Below are 22,280 nucleotides of genomic sequence, written 5' to 3' on the forward strand. Positions count from 1 at the left end.
TATACATTCAGATCAAGGGGCTCACTATACTAGTCCAAAATTTCAAAAATTACTAAAGAAATATAGTCTTGGTCAATCCATGTCAAGAAGAGGAAATTGTTGGGATAACGCTCCTCAAGAATCATTTTTCGGCCATATGAAAGATGAGATAGATTCTAAAAGTTGTTCTACATTTAAGGAATTACAGTTTATAATAGATGATTATATGGAGTACTATAATAACTTTAGATATCAATGGGGATTAAAAAAGCTGACTCCTATACAATATAGAAATCAGCTTTTAGCTGTCTAGACTTTTTCAAAATGTCCTTGACATAGGATCCATTTTAATTGTATTTTTATTTAACCCTGGTTTTTTATTTTTAATTATCTTATTTATCTTCTAGAAATTCTACCTATTTCTCAAATAGCACGGAGTTTTCTAGAAACACATGTAAATGAATATCGTCCACTAGTTCATGCAATTTTTTGAAGGCTAGTTTGTATGTTGGGCAAGCATCTTCTGGAGGTGTAAAATCCTTTGTCATAAGTTGAAGTTTCTTGAGAAGTTCTCCCACCTGCTCGTGATCATCCCTAAGTTTACTCCAATCTGTTTTGTCATTGTCTAATGCCTTGGGGAAAACTATTTTTTCTTCATCGGCAAAATGTGGCATCAGATCTTGCTTTAAAGATAAAAAAGTTTTGTATATTTCACTTAAAGCCTCTCCATGGTTTTCATAGTGAACGTATAGAATCTTAATCAATAACCTCTCAACTTCTTCTAACAGTGATTCCTCTTTTCTGTGATGATTTAATACAATATAATCAATTAAATCCTCTTTATCTAAACTTAATGCCTGTCTCCAGTCCTTAGCTTCATGCTTAACTTGTAAATCGTTTATTTCATTTATAAACTCATCAACATTAAGGCCCTGTTTCTCAATGGCATCTTCTAGCACTTGCCAACCACCACAGCAAAAGTCAATATTATTATCACTTAAAAACTCTACAATATAGGGCTTTTCTTTTACCGCTTCCTGTACCTTCATTTTTTTTGTAATCACGTAAATCACCTCTCTTAATTTTTCATTGTACATACTTGAATATCTATTTTTGTATTTTAAATTTGAGGAGCTGGTGCTTTTACAATTATAAGTTCCAATGTTTCATCATGCAGATTTTTTACATTCATCTTCGTTTGAAATGGTATCTTTAATAAGGTACCTGCTTCATACTGATGTATCTCTTCGTCATTAAGTACTATTGAAAGATTTCCTCTTATAACTGTCATGTAAACATTAGAGTTAGAAAAATGTTCAGGAAGGCCTTCATTTTTATTAAAAACCATGTGGAGATAATGTATGTTTTCGTCAAACAAAACCTTCTCAACTACTTTTTCATTGCCTCTAGCTAATTTAAATGCCTGCTCAACCATATTTAACACCTCCATTTATTTTATTATTTCAATATATTTAGAAATTTATACTACTAAATAATTTATACTTATTATACTATTATGCTTTCCAAAAGTATGTTGCAAATGCAACCGATTTTACTTCTTCATTCTTTTAATTTTTCGTTTTAAAGGAACTTTTAGTTCAGAAGATTTATCTTCATAGCTTGTATGAAGTAAAGACTCAGCCTTCTTATCATCAGGATCACCCATATAGTTTTTATACATATCTTGAAGTTCAGGGTTTTCATCAGAAATTTTAGCAGGTAAATCTTTGTCTATTTGCCTTAGAACAGCTTTTCTTAAATCAATATAACTATTTTCTAAAATTTTACCAGTAGCTTTATCATAGTATTCTATATCTATGGCCTTTGTTCTGCAAATCTTGCTGCATAATGTGCAGCCTACACACCTATTTTTGTTAGTCTCTGCAATGCCTTTTACATTATAAGCTATTGCACCTACAGGACAGTTTTCTATACAAGTTCCACAAGATATACATTTGTTTTCATTTATTTGTGATTTTTTTTCTATTCTAGGAGTACCGCCTCCGTTAACACATCCACCAGGGCAAGCCATAACTTCAATAAAAACATATTCTCTCCACTTATCACTATTTAAAAACTTATCCATTTCATATAATCCACTTATTACAGCAACCTTCATAGGTTCATTATTAATAGTAACTTGTGCTTCCTTAACCGAAGTGTAGCCATCTACAGGTGTGAATTTCATATCATACACTTTTGATAAATCACCTTTTAAATAATAAGTAACAGTTCTAAGGGTAGACTCCATAACACCACCAGATGCACCAAAAATTATCGCTCCCCCAGTATAATCACCCATAAATAAGTCTGCTTTTTCAGAAGGTATGGCATTTATATCTATTCCTTTTTCCTTCAATAGGTCAGCATATTCTCTAATAGTTAATACTGCATCGATATCCTTGTAACCATCCCTCCCCATATTAGGCTTTTCAGCTTCGTATTTTTTAGCGGTACAAGGTTTAATGGATATGGTGAATATGTTTTCAGGCAAAACCTTAAAGGTATCTGCAAAATAAGTTTTAATAGCAGCACCCATCATTTGTTGTGGCGATTTAGCCGTAGATAAATAGCTTAAAATTTTAGGATGAAAAAGTTCAGCATACCTGATCCAAGCAGGACAGCAAGAGGTGAACATGGGAAGTTTCTCTTTAGCAGATATTCTTTTTATTAATTCAGTACCTTCTTCTAATATAGTCATATCAGCGCCAAAATCAGTTTGAAAAACTTTTTGAATTCCAAGCTTTCTAGCAGATGCTGCTATTTTTCCCTCAACATTTGTACCTATAGGTAGATTAAATTCTTCTCCTAGGGTTACCTTCGCTGCTGGCGCATCAGTTAATACCAAATATTTTCCACTAGCTAAGGCTTCTTTGACTACGTTAATATCGTTTCTTACATTAATAGCTGTAGTAGGACAAATAAGAGTACATTGACCACAATATATGCAGCCAGTATTTGCAAAAGTCCCTTGCTTAGGCATTACTGTCCTACGACCTTCTTCTATTGTTTTCAATACTGAAATACCGGTCTTCTCTGTACAAGCTATAGCACAAGCAGTACAACCAATGCATTTTTTCTTATTAATTTGAATGATGTTATTGGATTGAATTCTACTAATTTTATTTGATTTACTCATATTAAAACTCCAAAATTATTATTATTACATTTATAATTAGTACAAACTTATAAGATTTAGTACACAAAAGCCAATCTTTTTAAATAAACTATTCAAAGCAAAAGACTGTCTAAAAATAATTTTAATCATTTTAGACAACCCCTTATTTTATATTCCAAATATATCAAATAAATCATTCTCGTCAATAACACGTTCACTCTTTTTGCCTGAATTTTTAAACATACTCTGCATTTTGTCCTCCACTGATTTCTTTAGCAACTCTTGGAAGTCTATGCCTCTAAGAGTGAAAAACAGCATTGGTTCTTCATCTAACCTTGCACCAACCCCATATAATGTAGCTGCTACATGTTTGCACATACTCGCCCAATCTGGACAACTACAAGTAAAATGAATTTCATTTATACTAGGAAATAATCCACTCTGAGAATCACTTAAGAATTGGTCGAACTCCTTAGGAAATTTACCCGAAAACAAATTTTCCATGGTGTCGATTTTATTTTTACAAGTTTCCTCTATACGCTTCCATTTGTTTGGTTTTAATTTATCAATGGTTATTTCAACTTGGTATGGTTTTTTTCTACTGCCTTGAACTAATGCTTCAATTTTTCCTTCTTTTATTTTCAAATCTAGCACTGCTCCATTTCTTACGTAAGATCTACCTCTGCCCATTCTATTACTATAATCAGCATAGCTCTCTAGATTTTTGTTCCAAGCTTTTCCCCAATATTTACTAGCAATACTTCTTCCATCTATAATAACTGGACATATGTCTGGTTTAGTTTTTTTCAATTTTGCCAAAGTTTTTTTGGCTTTTTCGCTTTTTTCCTCCACTGGAACATATTCAAAGTATCCATAATTGTCCATTTAAATTTCACCACCTAATCGGAATAATTCTATAAGCTTTGTATTATCAAGTTCCGTAATCCAGTTTTCACCTGTTAAACCTATTATATCCTTAGCTAATTTCTGCTTTTCTTCTATCATAAGGTCTATTTTTTCTTCAATAGTTCCTTTTGTAATAAACTTGTGCACCATTACATTTTTAGTCTGACCTATACGAAAAGCTCTATCTGTTGCTTGGTTTTCCACTGCTGGGTTCCACCATCTATCAAAGTGAATTACATGATTAGCTGATGTAAGATTTAACCCCACACCACCTGCTTTAAGTGACAAAACCATAAAAGGAATATACTCCTCCCCATTAAAACTTTCAACCATTTTATTTCTATTATTGACAGAAGTTCCTCCGTGTAGTACGTACCCCTTCCTATTAAAAATTTTCTCCAAAAATTCAGCTATATATTCAGTTATTTCTTTGAATTGGGTGAATACAAGGACTCTTTCCCGCTTCTCATATATATTCTCACAGATTTCTCTAAGTTGTTCAAATTTCCCGCTATAATCTGGCTTATATTCCCCTAGTCCAAGGTATTGATCTGGATGATTACATATTTGTTTAAATTTGATTATACTTCCAAGTACAAGTCCTTTTTTATCTATCCCTTCAGCCGTTTTCAATTTGATTTCAAGTTCCTTCACTAGCTTATTATACAAAAGAATTTGCTTCTTACTTAAAGATGGATATTCTTTAATTTCAATCTTTTCTGGGAGATCAGCTATAACTTTTTTATCAGTCTTCAATCTTCGCAAAATAAATGGGTTTACAATATTTCTAAGTTTTTCGTAACCATTCTTGTTTTCTGCTACACTCTTCGTGAAATTTTTAAATTCCTTTGGAGTTCCAAGAAGCCCTGGTTCTAAAAAATCAAACAATGACCAAAGATCTGAAAGTTTATTTTCAATAGGTGTCCCTGTCATGGCCAGCTTTGTTTTAGTCTTTATCTGCTTAATAGTTTTAGTTTGCTTAGTACTTGGATTTTTGATAGCTTGTGCCTCATCAAGGATTACCATATCCCAAGCTTTGTCTTGCAATTCCTCTAAACGCGTTGCCATAGAATAAGTTGTAATATGTAAAAATGTCTCTTGAGATTCTAAAATTGTAGTAGCATCTTTTCCGTGAAGTATAGAAAAAGACATTTCAGGCGCAAACTTCTCTATCTCTTTTTCCCAATTTCCAATAAGAGATGCGGGAATAATCAAAAGGACCTTTCCACCTTTTTCAACCCTCATTTTCTCTAAGAAAGCAATGACTTGCACTGTTTTACCAAGTCCCATATCATCCGCAAGACAAGCTCCAAAACCAAGGCTGTTCATGTAAGAAAGCCAAGAAAAACCCGTATGCTGATATGGTCTTAAGGTAGCCTTAAATTCCTTAGACGGAGATATTTCTTTTATATTTTCTGGATTGGCCATAGTTTCTCTTATTTTCTGAAGCCAAGCTCCATTTGATACTTCCACTTCCGTATGTTCTTTCCCTATCCCAAGGCTATCTTCAATGTTTAACTCCATACGCATGGCCTCTGCAATGGTAAAGCCCTCTTCTTTAGATAAACTGCTAGCTTTTTCGTAGGCCGCCAAAACTTCTCCCAGCTTATCCTTGTCAATTTCCACCCATTTTCCTTTAATGAGAGTTAAACCATTAGATTCAATCAATAACTTTTGCAACTCTTCTTTTGAAATTTTATCTTCTCCAATAAATAGTTCAGGCTTAAAATCTAATATTGCTTCCATCCCCACCTTTGAAGGCTCTTTATTGCCAATGGATACTGAAAGATTTATTGAATTGCTTTTTTTCTTCCACCAGTTTGGAATCCTACACATTATACCTGCTTCCTCGTAAATAGGAATTTCCTTTAACATTGTATAGGCTTCTTCTTTTGTAAACTTTAATGGCGAAAATAATTCACCACTTTCCATAAGATTTGATATGAACTCACTTTTATCCGATGCTTTACTTATAGTGGAAAGTAATTGCAGAAGCTTTTTCCTATCATCTTTATACTCCAAGAGAGCATTTTTTAAAGGCATATGTTTTGCTTTGCGTGAGCCCTCTTCTTTATTTTCTGTGGAATATGTAGCCAAAAATGCGAAGGGATACTTCTCCTCTTTGTTTTCTACTAAATGAAAAAACACTCTTCCTACCACATTTATTTCTTTATTATACCCCAACAAAAACTCCGTAACAGCACCATTATACGTAGATATGTTTTTTCTATATACCTCTGCTATTCGTTGGAACACCGACACTATCCATTCCTCTGTTATATGCTCCGTCCCTATAGCAAAGGGAATTTTACTTTTAATATCGCAGATTTCTTCTGAGTTTAAAGACAGTTCTGCCTCTTCCCTTACAAACTCTATATCAGGCTGTTTTGTTATTTTCATTACTAATTTATTTGCTATAGTATTTAAAAACTTTATAGACGGTGACATCCAAACACCTTGATTTAAAAACCCCAATTCCCACACAGCACCATATTCATTTTGTAAAAATTTTTTATACCATATTTCTTGATTGTTTAGCTGTTCTTCTGACAAGTCTTTCTTAGAAACTATCTCATAATCCACTATAAATCCAGAAGGTATAAAAATAGCTATTAACTCTCTCATATTTTTATGTTCCGACTTCAAAATATTCCTCCTCGTGCATCATGCTTTTACAATCTATTTATATTATAGACCAAATGCTTGTTTTTATATAGATACTTCCTTTAAATATTAAGTAAAGTTATCATAATAAGGTGAAAAATACTTGCAAGCCTTCTAGATACTTATTTTTTTCACAGAAAAACCCCCAGTGCTTTAACTGGAGGTCTATTTTTAAATTTTAACATTACATTTTGCAAGGCCACTGCCCTTCTGGAGTAAAACTTAAGTTTTCAGTTGTTAAATACTCATCCAAATTGTCTATGGAAGTTACAATCTCATCGCATATGGCAAAATCTCTATCTTGCATAAAGTTTTCATCGTCCAAAATAGTTTTATACACTTTTTTTGCATCTTCTATCATTTTAATCAATTCATCATTGGTTAATCCGGATTTTTTTTCAAGAAGGGACTGGTAAATATTTAAAAAAGTGTTGAATTTTAAATTTTTAGGATCTATGCTTGATTTGGTCAAAATGCAAACGCAAGATTTTTCTTGATATTTTTTAAGAGATTCCACGGTTATATCCCTCGCCCAATAAGAAATATCGTATCTCACCATAGACAATCCTTCAATACCAACAAAGTACTGCCTTCTAGTTACCTCCGCACCGCTGCTAGAACCCAATATGGCATTCAAAGTAGTGCTAATTAGGCTTGTAGCTCCCTCTATTATATTTCCAGACATCATGTTTTTAATTGCATCTGCTACTGCATTGGGAAGATCCTTCATACTTTCTTCTGTTGTTACTCTTGTTTCAAAAAACTCTGTCAGTATATCTGAAACTGGTATTGTCTTGTTTTCCACCGTTCCAGCTGTTCTTATATATGTTTTTAATTCCTCTGCCATTAGCTTACCCTTTGACTCACAAGCTTCAGCCAATAAGGTTAACATTTCCTTTGCTCTCTTTTTTTCTTCATCATTTCCTACCACTGATTCAATAGCCTTTTTAATAGTAGACATATATACCCCTCCATTTATTTACATATGATATCCTTCATAATCCACTGTGCCAACGCACTCTAGGTTTTTTGTGTTGTGCAATAAATCTTCTGGTGACACAAAATATTCTTCCATTTCGTCAAATTTATTAAGCAATTCCTTAGGGGATAGTGAGTATTCCTTTCCTTTTAAAGCAAAGGTGCAATAAAATAACTTAATGAATTTAAAAGCTGTAATTACAAAATCTCTATCCAATTGTTTATCCTCATTTACAGCCATTTTGTCTGTTTTGCATTTATCCGTTGACAATTCCCCACAAAGTTCTTTTAAAATATCCTCATAAGAATCATTGCATACATTCTCTTCATCCATACAGCCTTTTAAATTTATTTTATCTATTTCATCTTCGTACTCTTTATAATTCATTTCAATTTCTTCTTTAATTTTTTCAAACAAGTTCCTTTTGGAATCCTTTTTCAAATGGATTTTATACTCTTTACCTGCTTCATTATAACAATGGAATGCAAACTGCGAACACATCATAGGATGTTTCCCATCTCTAAAGATTTTATTAAGGATTTCAATCATAACGCCCATGGCTAATTTCATTAATTTCACGCCGATTTTCCTTAATTTCTTGCTATCTGCTATGTCTTTTGTCAAATAGTATATAGCAATGAAGGGCAATGCTCCAGAAGCATATGGCCATTCATTGGATACATAATACTCTATGAGATCCATAACAGGCTTCATATCATCAGGTACTTCCTTCATTCTCATTACATAAGCAACACGCATAGTACGATCCAACAATGAACCATATATAGCATGAGGCGGGCATTCTTCAGCTATATATCCCACACCATTGTAATCTGCACCAGGCAATACACCTCTACTAACTGTAGTATGAGTCACCTTTGATCTTGTAAGTAAAGCAATAGCAGTAGAAACCCAATCATGCTCCTCTTTTTCCAATATTACAATATCTCCTGCTTGCAACTGTGAAACCTTTATCTTATTTCCCTCGCTCATTTAAATCCTCCTTACATTTCTTATTACACTATTAATATTTTACTTTTAAACATACATTCTATGTTTAAAATTCTTTATGATGCAAATATTTCTTCTAATCGGTCATATAGCATTGGGAAAAGCAAAATTTCATTTATATAAACATCTTATTATTGATATATTTTATAATTGTTTAAGCACCGTTTTTAGTTCCTTTACCTTACTTCTACTTATTGGAACCACATCTACGAAATCTTTAAAAAACATATCATAAGTATAATTTATTCTTGGCCTCAATTTGGATACCTTGGAGAGATTCACGAGAAAACATTTATGTGTGCGGAAAAAAGAACAATTCTTAAGCTTTTCCTCATAAAAATTTAGAGGTTTATTTCCACGATATTGTTTATCTTTGCAATGTATGCTTACCCCTCCTGGAATAGTTTCCATGTAGTAAATCTCATCATAATTAATTAACACAATATCCTCATCTACGTTGCCACATATGACTTCTAAATCATAATCATAGCAATCACTTAATTCCTGAATAACTTCTTTCTTGAATTTCACCCTCTGCAATTTTTTTAGACAATTTTCTAATCGCTCTTTTGTATATGGCTTTAGGATATAATCAATAGCACTCATTTCAAAAGCTTTAACAGCAAACTCATCAAAAGCTGTTACAAAACAAATTTTCATTTCTGGGTGAATTGACAACATTAATTCTGCTATGTAAATACCACCAATATTAGGCATATCAATGTCAAGGAATAAGATATCGCAATCTTCAACGATTAAAAATGATAACGCTTGTTTTGAATCATTAAATACTTTCTTAATTCTAATATCCTTATACTTTAATAGCATATTCTCAAGATATGCTGTGGCATTCACCTCATCGTCAACAATAACAACTTCTTTCAGATAGCCCGCTTCCATAGTATTATTCACCCTCTCATTAAATTGGCAATGTAAAGCTTATACTTGTCCCTTCTTCCAACACACTATAAATCTGTAGCTGTGTAGAATAACTTTCTTTTAAACGGTAGTTTATATTGGAGAGTCCAATGCCATTTACAGAAATATTTTCTGAGATAACTTGATGGATACGACTATACCCCATGCCTCTACCATTATCAGAAATTTCATAGATTACATTTCTATCCTCTTTTAAAATCTTTATATATATTTTTAATGGTTTTCCTGTAAACCCATGTTTTATGGAATTTTCCACTAAAGGCTGTATCAACAAAGGCAAAATATATGTATCAAGTAAATCTTTTCCCACATTAACTTCCAGTTCAATCTGCTTATTTAGACGAACATTCTCAATATCTACAAAAGCATTAACCAATTCCAATTCCTCTCTAAGTGTATAAAAAACTGTCTTTCTATAATCAAACTTATGCTTAACTCGCAAAAAGTCACTGAAACTGATTAGCAATTTTTTCGCTAAATCCACATTACTATCCATCATATAGTAAATATTGTTAATCACATTGAAGAAAAAGTGTGGAGCAATTTGAGCTTGCAGAAATGCGATCTCCATCTTCTTTGCCTTATTTGCTTTATCATATGTATTCTCCACTTCAAAGAAGAATACATATGACAGGCACAAGACATACAAAATTAGTCCCAATATATAAAAATCGTTATGAACCATATTTTTTTCTTTAAATAATAGACGAAGATCCATCAGTTGCAATACTCCACCTAAAATAAGAAATGCATTGCCAAGCAACATAATAAATGCACTCTTTCTATGGTTTTTTATTGCTTTAAATATTACAAGAGATAACACCAAATAGTTCACCACCAAGACCATAATCAACAAAAAGTCATGATAGACTACTCCGTTGGTGGGGGTAAAAATAAGCAAAAAAAAGTAGACAATATTTATCCCACTCAACGTATATAGTGTTCCCCTTTTAAAGTAATCCGTGTACATAAAATATATGAAATAAACCACGGATATTAGCTGAACAACATATGATAAATATTCTATTGTAATGGAAAGAGTAACAGATAGTCTTGGATACAAGTAAAATAATATCTCACCATCTAAATGCAATTCCAGAACTAAGGCTGACAAAGAAAAAATAAACAAGCATGTAGATAGATTTTTTCTCTTCATAGCCATATTTATAACAACAAGATAAAAACTTATACCAATGAGAATTCCGATGTACAGCATACTTCTCATGGTATTAACAAATTCATACCGATACACCTTTTCTTGCAATCCAAAAATAAGACTATTGATTATTCCACCTTGATAACATGTGAAATTAGATACTTTTATGGCAATGTGGTGTACCCCTTTCTCCATATACAAAAAGATATGTTGAGGCTCCCAACTTGCCAGTTCTTCAAGAGATGACTTTCCTAAAACTCCATTTTTTCTTAACACTCTGCCGTCTACCAATACCTCATAAGCACTTGACAGAAATGATATTTTCAGTCCATATTGTTCCGACCTGGGAACTACAATTTTCAACCTATATGTTCCGTAGCCTTCATTCATATTTTTCCCATCTAAGGGAAACGCCTTACTAAAATTACCTGGTACGTCAATACATTGTTTTCCCATGGGTTCCACGTTTTCTATTTGCTTTGCATAAAACTCCCATTGTCCATCTAAGGTGATTACATTAGAGTCCAACACCTCATTGCTGATCTCTAATCTTCCCCCCACTGCCTTACCCACCTTTATGGACGAACTTAGATAAATAGCACTGCTTATCCCAATAAACAACCCTATACTTGTGAACATAAGCAAAATTCTATAGAATACTCTCATATTATCCTTACCTTTTTTATAAATTAGTGTAAAGTTTCTACACTAAATTTTCTACTTTATCTTATTATAATTCTTTTAGTTACCTACTTCCATAGTATTTAACCTCTTCATTATTTTCTTACTATTTATCGCGGAACACATGGCTTTTCATTAAAAATAACCTTGGCTACATATGCTTTAATATTGTTATTTTTCGGTTATCAATGCTGATAATACCGTCAAGCTGCATTTTTTTAATTCTCTAAAAAGCGAAGGACGCTGCACTCCTAGATAATCAGCAAATTCTTTTTTGGTAAAAGGCAAGTACACCGTTGCGGAACATTGGACAATTGATTGTTGAAATAAGTATTCAAAAATATTTTGACGAAGTGTTTTTCGTGAAAACATAGCAATTTTTTGATTAAGTCCAAGAGAATTTTGTGATAGTGATTTTATGTATGACATTACAAAATCATAATTGTGAAGCAATATCTCTACAGCAGTTTTTTCTATATGGATAATCCTACATTCAGATGAGCAATATATGTTAAGCGGGTAGACATTATTAGTGGCAAACAGCAGATTTGCACCAATAATACTATCTTTTTTAAATTCAAACATTATTGTTGAAGAACCATTCTCGGTAAGGGAGTAAGCTGTAAGACTGCCATAAACGACAATATCAAGAGAATTGCATAAACAGCCTTGATTATATAGGGTTTCACCTTTTGCATATTCTTTAATTTTCATTTGTCCTTGCGAGAAAAGCAATTCAATGCCATCTATAGATTTGAAAATCGGAATACATTTTACAAAGTCAACATCTTCCATAACATACCTCCTTTTTTTGTATTATATCAAAAAGAAACATCAGTGTCTATTATAGCATTTGTAAATCCCTTATAATCGGATTATCAAATAACAAAGGGGGTTCTTTAATGGACATATTTACCATTTCAATCTGGATAGTAACCATTATTTTTCTTATTTTTTCTTTGAAAAGAAATAAAGAAAAAACAAAAAATGCACTTAGAATGGCTTTTGGTATGGGCAAAAGTATGATTTTCAGTATATTGTCAATTATTTTGCTAATAGGTCTTGTTCTGGCACTGCTTCCACCTGAACAAATTGCAGCTTACGTTGAAAATCAAAATGTTTTAATTGCTACTATCGTATCTGCGCTGTTTGGAACAGTTACTCTTATCCCTGCCTTTATTGCATTCCCTCTTGTTGGAACACTTATTGGTGCAGGTGTTGGGATTGTCCCTTCTATTGCCTTTTTAACAACATTAACTATGGTTGGAGTTGTTACATTTCCACTTGAAAAAAAAGAATTTGGAATGAAGTTTACAATTGTGAGAAATGGACTTAGCTTTGTATTTGCTATAATTATAGCACTTACTATGGGGGTGATTATGTGATAAAACTTGTAAAAACACTTAAAGAAAATCTATTTACAGCAGTAATTATTATTGCTTATGCCTTAATATTCATTGTTAGACCAGAAACTGGTATGACTGCAGTATACAACAGTTGGTACTATTTAAAAGAAATGCTCATGATTATGCCGGTTATTTTCGTTTTGACTGCCTTGCTTGATGTGTGGGTCCCAAAAGAAACAATAATGAAATATCTTGGTAAACAATCAAAATTTAAGGGTACCATTCTATCATTCCTTCTTGGAGGAATATCTGCAGGACCTATTTATGCTGCTTTTCCATTCTGTATCATGTTGCATAAAAAGGGAGCATCAATAAAAAATATTGTTATAATACTAAGTTCTTGGGCAGTTATTAAAATTCCAATGCTTCTAAATGAAGTTAAGTTTTTAGGGTTTAAATTTATGGTTATTCGTTGGATTCTCACTGTTATGGCCATTATTATTTTATCATGGATAACTTCTAAAATTGTTAAAGATGAAGATCTATCAAGTGAGTCCACATCTGAACTAGAAGGGTTACTAGTAAATGAAAATGCTTGCATGGGTTGTTCCCTATGTGTAAAAAACTATCCAGAACTCTTTGAAATAAGAAATAAAAAAGCACAAGTTAAAGAATACCATTTCATCCTTGATGACACAAAACTTAATAAAGCAATTAATAATTGTCCCGTTAAAGCTATTAACTTTCATAAAAAATAGACTTACTTTTCCCCATCTCATCCAATAGTCCATCCCTGTGACAATACAATCTCCTCTTATAGGAGAGCGATGACATGGGACACGCCCCTAGATAAAGAATTCTAACCTTCACGTGGAGTTTTAACCACATGTAAAGGTTAGAATTCTGTTTATTTTGACGTAAGCAAGTAAGCAGAAAAAATGCTTCCTGTGGAGTTCTTTTCAATAGGAAGGGAAACAGAACCACCTTTATAGACACCAGATACAACAGGCTTCCCAAATGCATCTTTAACGCGGCGAATCTCATAATAGGAACCCACTTTTACAGTTGAAGAAAGGTCAACAGAAACAGATTTAGCATTTCCAAATCCATATACAATTACATGCCCACGACCAGTCTCATAATCATTTGGAGTTAGGAAAACAACGGGATTAGTTGGCATTGGAACTACTTTGCCATTTTTATCAAATTCATTGCCAGCCTGTTTGGTATATTTTCTCCAATCATCTATGGTTTTAATTAGATAGTTTGTAAAAACATTTCCTGCCTCCATTTCACCTAGGAAACTAGGTGAATATGTGTTCAGATCCCAAATATCCTTTTCACGGAAAGGCAATATTTTGTCAATTCTACTAAATCCGGTGTCACTATTTGAATCTGGACGATATGCAGATGTGTGTAATCGCACATGTGATACAAGTTTCCTATACCAATACATTTTGTTATCTGTCACAATAATTTGTGCTGGTTCAGGGAATTTTGCTTCACCTTTACCCCAAAACTTCTCGTAAATGAGCTGTGAATCTACTATAAAATTTTTCTTAACAATTGCTTGTATAGGGCGCTTGTATCCAACAGCAAGATCGGTATTATAATAAAAATTAGATTCAATTTCAATATCTTCATTTGCAGTTTTATTTTTTCCCCCTATAAGCATTGTTCCATTAACACTATTCTCTATCACCGTTGTATTAGCAAAAACATTCCCACGAAGACGGAATCCACTAATGTTCCCCCCTTCAGCGTAGGCATGAAATTCATATGGTCCATTACCTCCGTTTGAGTTGGTTTTAGCATCCATACTTATATTATCTACAAACCAACGCAAACCATTAGCCCCGGTGTTTTGAGTATATATATTATGGTGACCGTGATAAACAATGTTACCATAAACAATTTGTCCAGGTTTATCCCATGAGCCTATTCCTGTATTATATCCCTCTGGGTGCAAAACATTATTAATTAAAACGGTGCCCTCAGCAGCTGAATAAACTATATCTCCCTCTGCTGTATCATTAGGATCTGTAACTTCAAGGCCCCAAACCCAAGAATGGTCACCAGTTATTTTTAAACCACCAACAACTTTAGCATGTTCACCAGGATAGCTCCGATAGATGATAGGTGAACTAGCTGTTCCATTTCGGTTTAGATTGAAAACACCTGTGTAGGTACCACTTAATAACCAAATCAAATCACCAGGTTGGCAAGATTTAATAATTGTGGTTAAGGACGTAGGCGTTGTACGTGTATTTCCATCACCAGTCCCATTTGGAGAAACAAAGAAAATTCGTTTTGCTGTAGGCATAGTTTTCACCCATGGTTGTCCACAGTTTGTTTTAATGCTTGTATTAGCTTTGGGATTACTTTCTGGACTAGCATACAATTCATTTCCTTGATTAGTACCTGTTGAATCATTCCAGCTGACAAACACTAGCATTATTGAAAAAACTAATCCTGCTACAAAAATTCTTCTGAATAATTTTTTTGCCTTGTTCATAATCAAATCTCCTTTTTTGATTAGTTAGTGTAAAGTTTTTACACTATATTTTCTACTTTATCTTTACATATTAAAGGTTACAGAGTTTTTTCAGTAAAAAACAATGACCCCCTTTTTTCTGTTATAATTCAATCGTCAAAAAACAACAGAAAGGATGTCATTGTCATTATCATTATCATTATCATTATCATTAACTTAATTATAACTTATTTACTTTTATATATTCAATACAAAATAAGATTATTTTATAATTTTGTTATTTATTTTAAAATATATTTTATTAATCATATTATGAATTACAAAAAAAGGGTGTTAACTTTATTCATACAACATCACTTAATTTTTGACATATACCTAAACCAAAATTTCCAGCAAAATTGGCGTATGATCTTGTCTTTCACCTGAGTCTATCATTTCAGATTTAACAACTTTGTCAGCTATCCTATCACTAACTAAGAAATAATCAATTCTCCAACCTGAGTTATTGATTTTACTTGTTTTTATCCTTTGTCCCCACCAGGAATACACATCCGTCACATCACCATGTATATATCTAAAAGTATCTGTAAAGCCTTTATTTAATAGATTTGTAAAGCCTTCACGCTCTTCATCTGTAAATCCTGCTGACATGCGATTATTTTGTGGATGTGCTAAGTCTATCTCTTTATGGGCCACATTATAATCTCCTGTTGCAATAACGGCTTTCTCTTTGTCTAAACTTTGAAGATATTCAGCGTACTTTTCATCCCAAACTTGTCTCTCTTTCAATCTTTTCAGATTGTCTCCTGCATTAGGAGTATATACCTGAGTTAAATAGAATTCTCCAAAATCTAAAGTAATAATCCTTCCTTCTAAATCCATAGTATCTGGAGCCTGAATATCAGGATAAAAAACTTCTGGACAGTACTTATCTTTAAATAAAAACATAGTCCCTGCATAGCTTTTTCTAGCTGGTTCCTGAGAACTTCTCCACACATAGGAATACCCTTTAAAATACTCCCCTAACTGCTCCATATGTTTCTTACTTGGTCCCTTAGTTGGTAATTTAGTTTCTTGTATAGCAATAACATCTGGATCCTTCTCAAGAATTACATCAAATACCTTTCTTGTAAGAACTGCCCTATTTGAATCACTTGTTAATGCAGCGTTTAATGAATCAATATTCCATGAAATAAATTTCAAATTATCACTCCTTTAAAACCTTAACTGATCTAGTTAATAATAATGCACATCAAAGCTATTAAAAATATTATACCATATGATTATTGGTTTAAAATATCCTGATTTTTGACATTTACTTAGGAACTACCTTTTTATCATTTGGTTTTGTCAGTTTTTAAACTTATTTCTTTTTACTCTTTAAAAATTCAGTAAAAGTACTATTAGGTAGTTTCCTGTTCTTTGTAATCATATTTGCCCATATGTTATTTCCTTCATCCTCTGTAATGTATTTTTTATTTAAAGCTTCCACTAAAATATCACCAGTTGTAACATATTCTAATCCATATGCTTCTACATATTGCTTGATATCTTTCATATTATTACTAGCCAATATTCCACCTTTTGTTTTTGCTAATGCAATTGCAGCAGCTTCACCTTTTCCAATAACTTTAAAACCCTTATCTGGACTTCTAGTTAATTTACTGTATATTTTATATTCCTCTGTATCAATGTCTATACTTGCAATTGATATATCTCCATTGTTTTTTAAATTATCAGTCATCGTCTTTAGATGTGGTATTCTAGGATGTGATAATTCTGAGTAAACCTGTTCAGGTAATACAATTTTACCCCCATAAAGCTTTATTAAAATATTTTCATTTCTTACCCAAAGGAAAGCAGATAAACAATCAGTATCAAAAAAGTACCTATCAGTCATTTAATTCTATACCTTCACTTCCTAGATTATAAACTATATCCGACCTGAATGCATCAAGCAATAGTTCCTCATACTTCCCATTTGAAATTAAATCTTTCCCCTTTAACTCTTCTACCTTTTTTACATATTCACCAATTGAAAAATACTTTTTTTCTTCTGGGGACGCTTTATATAATTTATCATCATATCCTAATCTCATAGCCTTTTGTGAAACTGCCATTTTTATATTATTAAACGTATTCCAATCCATATACTCATCATATACCAACCTATAAAGCATAGCTTGATGACTTACTTGATAAAATTGTTCCATATTTATAACATCTTCTATAGTTAATATGTCATTATCCAGCATATTATTTTCTTCTAGATATGATCTTAATGAATCATAAGGTGCTAAGAGATATGAAGCAAATATATCTGCCTCTTTTTCGCTATCAGATTTAGCTTGATTAATATTCTTTTCACAAACTATGCTTCTTAATTTTTCTTCAAAAAATAAGTGGTACAATTCATGTGCCGCTGTAAACCTTTGTCTCCCATAAGACATATTTGAATTTACAGCAATTATTTTACTATTTTTCTCTCTAATACACATTCCACTTATTCTATCAGACATTGGATAAAAGATTAAAGTAACATCCTTTAAATTATTAATTAATGAAAAAATATCCATAGGTGATGATGAGTCTTCATTTAAAATCTTTCTCATTTTTAATGCATTTGAGTTTAACTCAATACTACTTTTCACTATTACCATCCTCCAGCATTAAGTTAATAAATCTAATATTAAGTGCTACTTTATTTATTTCTGCTATTGCTTCTAAATCTTCATTTTGTAAACTGTTTGAACGGAATGCAATTGACATTGGTATATACTTCTCATCTTCACTCTCAAAATATCTTAGAGTACACCCAAATAAATTGCACATTTTTTCCAATATATCTATACTTAATTTTCGTTCCCCTTTTTCAAATTTTGATACATAACTTTGATCAATATTTAAAAAGCTTGCTATTTGTGCTTGAGTTAAATTACTACTTTCACGTAACTCTTTAAATCTTCTACTTGCTAAGTTAACATTTTCCATAATAACTCCCTCCTCTAAACTCATTATATTATAGTTTTGTCATATTTTCAAGGTATTATTCACTATATATTATGACAAGGCTATTAAAATGTTCCTATAAGCTCACTTTTCATTGATATATTTCATAATTAAAATCGTCAAAGAATTTATCTCATTTTATTATCTAACAATAAGAGCGTTTCCTCATCTTCCCATAATTTTGTATAAGCTTGTATCCATTGATAGGAAAACTACTTGGCAATGTATAAATCTACACTCGTTTCATACTGCGTATGACTGCTTTTGTTTCCTTATTTACTTTCTTGGACTCTGTTATTTTTTGCAATGCCTTATTATAAGTATAATCGTCAAGATTATTCTTTTTTAAGAATATAGTTGTGGCTATAGGTAACTTAATGTAGCAAATAGATACTGCCCAAGCTATCCCCATTTTTGCATAATATCCTTCACTTTTTATATTGTTAAAAATATCAAAAATCTGATTAATATATTCTTCGTCAATATAGTAATTAATTAACATTACTACACAAAATCTTATTTCAAATTCATTTTCAGATGAATAATATGGTTTCAAAAATTCCCATACTCTCTCTTTATATTGATTTGTTATTTTGAGACCAACACAAAAACTATCACATACCGACCAATTATCGATCTTTGGTACAAAGTCCTCTACATAACTAAATATTTCTTCAATTTCAGCTTTTACATATCCAATGACCATGCCTTGTAACATAATCTCTTCAAAGTATTCACTAGAGGCACCTTTTAGATAGCTACGCCAATCTTTTGCTGCAATCTGTTTTGCTATCTTCCTCAAAGCTGGTAAGCACACACCCAATATATTGTTTATATTTGGCAAAAGCCTTGACGAGAATATTTTATAATCTTCTTCTGCCAATTCAACTAATTGTTCTCTAACTGTTTTTGCCATAAATTATTTCCCTCCTTGATAAGCAAAACCATATAATATCCATCTTGAAAGCATTAATACCTTTAATCCTTATTCTTACTTCATATCATAAGCCTCTCTTTTTATAAATTGTAGATAAACTTTATGAAACGGTTCATCAAGGATTGATAGAGCCTTCTCTTTTATTTTCTCCGGTATGCCATAGGCCGCCTCAGCTATACTGCCGGTTATTGCAGCAAGGGTGTCACTGTCCCCACCTAGAGAAATTGCATTTCTTATTGCATCTTCAAAATCCACACTTTCAAGAAAAGCAATAATGGCCTCAGGTACAGTGCCCTGGCAGCTTGCGTCAAAACGATAATAAGGGCGTATTGAATCAAGAGTACGGCTCAAATCATAACCATATTTACTTTCAATATAAGCTTTTATATGGTCCTTGCTTTTTCCGTTTCTAGCATAGCACCTATCATTTTATCTCCTACCTCCACGATTCTTGAAATCATCTTCTATACGTTCTTTCCAATTCCTTGCTATAGGACGGCTTGAACGCATACAACTTACTGTTTCGCTGATTACTTCATAGTTAAGCAATGTTCCTTCACTATCTGCATTATAATTTGTTGCTCTTTCTTTACTTATTCCAAAACGCTCTGCAGTTGCAATAGCATCAATATTTGCTCCAAGAAAAATGAACTCCCAGCCGTATTTACTCTTTTGATGCTCAATCATATGGCGTACCTTCTCATAGCTGAACTCCGTGCTGGCATTTTCCATACCATCAGTTGTTATTACAAACATGACATGTTCAGCTTGCTCATCTTTATCTGTATGCTTCTGAACATTGACAATTTTATTTATTGTTTTTCCAACCGCATCCAATAGTGCAGTACTGCCTCTTACAAAATACTCTCTGTCTGTTATAGGAGCTATTCCTCGTAGGTTAATGCGGTCATGCAATAATTCATACTGGTCATCAAACAATACAGTAGTTATTAAAACCTCTCCAGACTCCTTTTTCTGTTTTTCCAACATTGCATTATATCCACCTATAGTGTCACTTTCAAGGCCACTCATGGATCCACTTCTGTCGAGAATAAAAATCAATTCTGTTAAACCTGTTTTCATAATATTACCCTCCAATCATTTATTATAATTAAAGAATAGCATTTATCATGAAAAGTTTTGTCGCATGGTAAGCGACAAATTCATATACTTACAAACCTAACAAGCTTTGGTCAAAGGCAAACAAAGATTCATTTATCTCAAAAATATTATAGTTTTCCTCTTCAATAAAATACTCAATGATGATGTCAAATTTACTGCTGTGAGAAAGTGCAAAGCCGGCTCTTAACAGTAGATCCTTAGTTTCATCCAGATTTAATTTCAGTGCCACGGCAAAGGCAATTGCGGTAGGCTTGCTTGGCTTATAATTTATATCATTTCGAATTTTAGAAAAAAGTTTACGGTCTATATTGGCTTTTTTGTAGGTTTCAGCATCTGTCATGCCCTTCTCGTCAATTAAACGCAGTAACATCTGCGAGAATGTTTCGTCCATATTCTTCACCACATCGTCAAGACTTCGTTTACCTTTTATTATGGATACAGCTTCTTCCATACATACTTCTTTTAGTTGGTGTATATCCTCAACACTAGCTCTACGGTTAATACCATGTCTTTCAATGTATTTATCATCTATATATTATGCAATAGATGAAAACAGCTTCTCTGATAAAACAAATGCAGCCTTATCGTATACAACCAGAAAAACCGTCATTTCATTCCTTAATAAAAAATCTCCTATAACCGAAATAGCTGTTTTTAATGCTTTATCTTTGGGATATCCAAAGGCACCTGATGAAACTAACGGAAAGGCAATGCTTTCAAAATTATATTCTTTAGCCAATTTAAGTGAGTTCGTGTAGCAATCTGCTAGTAGCTGTTCCTCATTATTTTTACCCCCATACCAAATTGGTCCAACAGTATGGATTACATACTTTGCAGGAAGTCTATACCCTTTTGTTATCTTCGCTTGTCCTACTTTACAACCCCCAAGAGTTCGGCATTCTTCCAGTAACCTATGTCCTGCAGCACTATGAATGGCCCCATCAACCCCTCCACCCCCAAGCAAAGATGGATTAGCCGAATTGACTATGGCATCTACATGTACTTTTGTTATATCATTACGTATTATCTCCAGTGGCATTATTTCATCCCCCTCAATCTCTATGTCCTTATGTTTAGTGTAAAATAAAACTATAAAAAAATCCACCCTAAAAGTGCATAGGAAACAGTTTAACGAATTTTCTTATCCCTACCTAAAGAATAATATTGAAACAATTACCAAGCTAACAGGACGTGGGCCAAGTATACATATTTGTGGAAAAAGCAAAAGTCTATGGGAGCCACTAATGGAGGCAGGGGTAACAAGTTTTAGTATCGATAATGCAGAGGATTTAAGCGAAGCAAAAGCGGTAATGGGAGATAGAATTACAATTGTGGGAAATGTGCCTCCAGTTGAAGTAATCAGTAAAGGTACAAAAGAAGATATATATAATTCGGTAAAAGAATGTGTAAAAAAAGCATATGATTCACCAAAAGGCTATATGCTTGCTGCGGGATGCCAAATTCCCATGTTCACTAAAAAAGAAAATATTGAACACTTTATTAATGCGGGAAAATATTATGGCCATTATCCAATAGATGAAGAATTGCTTAATTCTTAAGCATAGCAATGTGAAAAATATGATTTTAGGCATCTGTTTAAATTACAGATGCCTATGCACTGTTAGAGTATAATTTTAGTAGGCAAAGGTAGTAGTAATTACTACTTATAAAAAAATAAAGGAGATACAAAAAGTATCTCCCATATACATAATATTTCCGTTATAATGTAAGTTATCGAGACAATACAAGAAAGGATGATATTATGTACAATACAAGTTTAAACGATAAAGAGGTAACTTTCAATGATTTAGAGAAAAAAATATATAAATATGTATGTGAAGAAGCATGTGAGTTAATGAAAGGGGTGCTGACGCGTCTAGACCGTAGGTTGATGGATGAAAGAGATACTAAGACTTACAGAAGTAAAGGATTGAGGCAT

Annotated in this window: 22 protein-coding genes and 1 pseudogene; 4 read left to right on the plus strand and 19 right to left on the minus strand. The window is 32.6% G+C overall.

The window, feature by feature from the left end; all coding sequences use genetic code 11:
* On the plus strand, positions 1-292 hold a 292-nt coding region (locus BUA73_RS12945; protein WP_143147016.1), incomplete at its 5' end, for an IS3 family transposase.
* A 103-nt stretch (positions 293-395) separates the two neighbouring features.
* On the opposite strand, the gene BUA73_RS12950 is transcribed toward BUA73_RS12945, so the two are convergent.
* The 10 genes from BUA73_RS12950 to BUA73_RS12995 all read right to left on the minus strand — a co-directional run bounded on the left by BUA73_RS12950 (position 396) and on the right by BUA73_RS12995 (position 12,228).
* Complete coding sequence (locus BUA73_RS12950) at positions 396-1,043, minus strand: DUF542 domain-containing protein (RefSeq protein WP_178139280.1); 648 nt, start codon at positions 1,041-1,043, stop codon at positions 396-398.
* A gap of 56 nt (positions 1,044-1,099) precedes the next feature.
* Positions 1,100-1,414, minus strand: a complete 315-nt coding sequence (locus BUA73_RS12955; protein WP_072904536.1) for a cupin domain-containing protein — start codon at positions 1,412-1,414, stop codon at positions 1,100-1,102.
* A gap of 117 nt (positions 1,415-1,531) precedes the next feature.
* On the minus strand, positions 1,532-3,118 hold the full coding sequence (locus BUA73_RS12960; protein WP_072904537.1) for a [FeFe] hydrogenase, group A: 1,587 nt from the start codon (positions 3,116-3,118) through the stop codon (positions 1,532-1,534).
* A 147-nt stretch (positions 3,119-3,265) separates the two neighbouring features.
* The gene (locus tag BUA73_RS12965; RefSeq protein ID WP_072904538.1) at positions 3,266-3,982 is read right to left on the minus strand and encodes an SWIM zinc finger family protein; all 717 of its coding nucleotides are present in this window, start codon (positions 3,980-3,982) and stop codon (positions 3,266-3,268) included.
* Positions 3,983-6,649 (minus strand): DEAD/DEAH box helicase, encoded by a 2,667-nt coding sequence (locus BUA73_RS12970; protein WP_242942395.1) that lies wholly within the window; start codon positions 6,647-6,649, stop codon positions 3,983-3,985. It abuts the gene before it with no gap.
* 202 nt (positions 6,650-6,851) lie between these two features.
* Positions 6,852-7,628, minus strand: a complete 777-nt coding sequence (locus BUA73_RS12975; RefSeq protein ID WP_072904539.1) for a hypothetical protein — start codon at positions 7,626-7,628, stop codon at positions 6,852-6,854.
* 18 nt (positions 7,629-7,646) lie between these two features.
* Positions 7,647-8,639, minus strand: a complete 993-nt coding sequence (locus tag BUA73_RS12980) for a hypothetical protein (RefSeq protein WP_072904540.1) — start codon at positions 8,637-8,639, stop codon at positions 7,647-7,649.
* Positions 8,640-8,801: 162 nt separating this feature from the next.
* A complete protein-coding gene (locus tag BUA73_RS12985; protein WP_072904541.1) occupies positions 8,802-9,557 on the minus strand; it encodes a LytR/AlgR family response regulator transcription factor in 756 nt (251 codons plus the stop codon).
* Positions 9,558-9,576: 19 nt separating this feature from the next.
* Positions 9,577-11,418, minus strand: coding sequence for a sensor histidine kinase (locus tag BUA73_RS12990; RefSeq protein ID WP_072904542.1), 1,842 nt, complete (start codon positions 11,416-11,418; stop codon positions 9,577-9,579).
* A gap of 186 nt (positions 11,419-11,604) precedes the next feature.
* Entirely contained in the window at positions 11,605-12,228 is a 624-nt protein-coding gene (locus tag BUA73_RS12995) for a Crp/Fnr family transcriptional regulator (RefSeq protein WP_072904543.1), read from the minus strand.
* 107 nt (positions 12,229-12,335) lie between these two features.
* Between BUA73_RS12995 and BUA73_RS13000 the strand changes: the two genes are divergently transcribed.
* Positions 12,336-12,818: a permease gene (locus tag BUA73_RS13000; protein ID WP_072904544.1), complete on the plus strand. Its 483-nt coding sequence runs from the start codon at positions 12,336-12,338 to the stop codon at positions 12,816-12,818.
* Complete coding sequence (locus tag BUA73_RS13005) at positions 12,815-13,537, plus strand: permease (RefSeq protein WP_341465321.1); 723 nt, start codon at positions 12,815-12,817, stop codon at positions 13,535-13,537. The genes BUA73_RS13000 and BUA73_RS13005 overlap by 4 nt, the downstream gene beginning before the upstream one ends.
* Before the next feature lie 149 nt (positions 13,538-13,686).
* Here BUA73_RS13005 and BUA73_RS13010 read toward each other — a convergent pair whose 3' ends face one another.
* The 9 genes and pseudogenes from BUA73_RS13010 to BUA73_RS13050 form a co-directional block, all read right to left on the minus strand.
* Entirely contained in the window at positions 13,687-15,294 is a 1,608-nt protein-coding gene (locus BUA73_RS13010; protein ID WP_072904545.1) for a polysaccharide lyase domain-containing protein, read from the minus strand.
* A 354-nt stretch (positions 15,295-15,648) separates the two neighbouring features.
* Positions 15,649-16,476 (minus strand): exodeoxyribonuclease III, encoded by an 828-nt coding sequence (locus tag BUA73_RS13015; RefSeq protein ID WP_072904546.1) that lies wholly within the window; start codon positions 16,474-16,476, stop codon positions 15,649-15,651.
* Between the two features lie 160 nt (positions 16,477-16,636).
* A complete protein-coding gene (locus tag BUA73_RS13020; RefSeq protein WP_072904547.1) occupies positions 16,637-17,173 on the minus strand; it encodes a PIN domain-containing protein in 537 nt (178 codons plus the stop codon).
* Positions 17,166-17,924, minus strand: a complete 759-nt coding sequence (locus tag BUA73_RS13025; protein WP_072904548.1) for an ImmA/IrrE family metallo-endopeptidase — start codon at positions 17,922-17,924, stop codon at positions 17,166-17,168. Before BUA73_RS13025 ends, BUA73_RS13020 begins: the two co-directional genes overlap by 8 nt.
* Entirely contained in the window at positions 17,914-18,264 is a 351-nt protein-coding gene (locus tag BUA73_RS13030) for a helix-turn-helix domain-containing protein (RefSeq protein WP_072904549.1), read from the minus strand. The genes BUA73_RS13025 and BUA73_RS13030 overlap by 11 nt, the downstream gene beginning before the upstream one ends.
* Positions 18,265-18,514: 250 nt before the next feature.
* Entirely contained in the window at positions 18,515-19,198 is a 684-nt protein-coding gene (locus tag BUA73_RS13035) for a DNA alkylation repair protein (RefSeq protein WP_072904550.1), read from the minus strand.
* A 75-nt stretch (positions 19,199-19,273) separates the two neighbouring features.
* Positions 19,274-19,570, minus strand: coding sequence for an ADP-ribosylglycohydrolase family protein (locus tag BUA73_RS13040; protein ID WP_242942396.1), 297 nt, complete (start codon positions 19,568-19,570; stop codon positions 19,274-19,276).
* 78 nt (positions 19,571-19,648) lie between these two features.
* Positions 19,649-20,302: a vWA domain-containing protein gene (locus BUA73_RS13045; protein ID WP_072904551.1), complete on the minus strand. Its 654-nt coding sequence runs from the start codon at positions 20,300-20,302 to the stop codon at positions 19,649-19,651.
* 88 nt (positions 20,303-20,390) lie between these two features.
* Positions 20,391-21,380, minus strand: a pseudogene (locus BUA73_RS13050) (macro domain-containing protein).
* A 73-nt stretch (positions 21,381-21,453) separates the two neighbouring features.
* Between BUA73_RS13050 and BUA73_RS13055 the strand changes: the two are divergent.
* Entirely contained in the window at positions 21,454-21,900 is a 447-nt protein-coding gene (locus tag BUA73_RS13055; protein WP_072904552.1) for a uroporphyrinogen decarboxylase family protein, read from the plus strand.
* Positions 21,901-22,280: the final 380 nt, after the last annotated feature.

It is taken from the genome of Hathewaya proteolytica DSM 3090, from assembly GCF_900142225.1.
Lineage (GTDB): Bacteria > Bacillota > Clostridia > Clostridiales > Clostridiaceae > Hathewaya > Hathewaya proteolytica.

Coding starts and splice junctions, on each gene's coding strand:
- BUA73_RS12965 (WP_072904538.1), bottom strand. CDS start 3,982: ATGGACAATTATGGATACTTTGAATATGTTCCAGTGGAGGAAAAAAGC.
- BUA73_RS12975 (WP_072904539.1), bottom strand. CDS start 7,628: ATGTCTACTATTAAAAAGGCTATTGAATCAGTGGTAGGAAATGATGAA.
- BUA73_RS13020 (WP_072904547.1), bottom strand. CDS start 17,173: ATGACTGATAGGTACTTTTTTGATACTGATTGTTTATCTGCTTTCCTT.
- BUA73_RS12955 (WP_072904536.1), bottom strand. CDS start 1,414: ATGGTTGAGCAGGCATTTAAATTAGCTAGAGGCAATGAAAAAGTAGTT.
- BUA73_RS12960 (WP_072904537.1), bottom strand. CDS start 3,118: ATGAGTAAATCAAATAAAATTAGTAGAATTCAATCCAATAACATCATT.
- BUA73_RS13000 (WP_072904544.1), top strand. CDS start 12,336: ATGGACATATTTACCATTTCAATCTGGATAGTAACCATTATTTTTCTT.
- BUA73_RS13030 (WP_072904549.1), bottom strand. CDS start 18,264: ATGGAAAATGTTAACTTAGCAAGTAGAAGATTTAAAGAGTTACGTGAA.
- BUA73_RS12985 (WP_072904541.1), bottom strand. CDS start 9,557: ATGGAAGCGGGCTATCTGAAAGAAGTTGTTATTGTTGACGATGAGGTG.
- BUA73_RS12995 (WP_072904543.1), bottom strand. CDS start 12,228: ATGGAAGATGTTGACTTTGTAAAATGTATTCCGATTTTCAAATCTATA.
- BUA73_RS13010 (WP_072904545.1), bottom strand. CDS start 15,294: ATGAACAAGGCAAAAAAATTATTCAGAAGAATTTTTGTAGCAGGATTA.
- BUA73_RS12980 (WP_072904540.1), bottom strand. CDS start 8,639: ATGAGCGAGGGAAATAAGATAAAGGTTTCACAGTTGCAAGCAGGAGAT.
- BUA73_RS13045 (WP_072904551.1), bottom strand. CDS start 20,302: ATGAAAACAGGTTTAACAGAATTGATTTTTATTCTCGACAGAAGTGGA.
- BUA73_RS13035 (WP_072904550.1), bottom strand. CDS start 19,198: ATGGCAAAAACAGTTAGAGAACAATTAGTTGAATTGGCAGAAGAAGAT.
- BUA73_RS12990 (WP_072904542.1), bottom strand. CDS start 11,418: ATGAGAGTATTCTATAGAATTTTGCTTATGTTCACAAGTATAGGGTTG.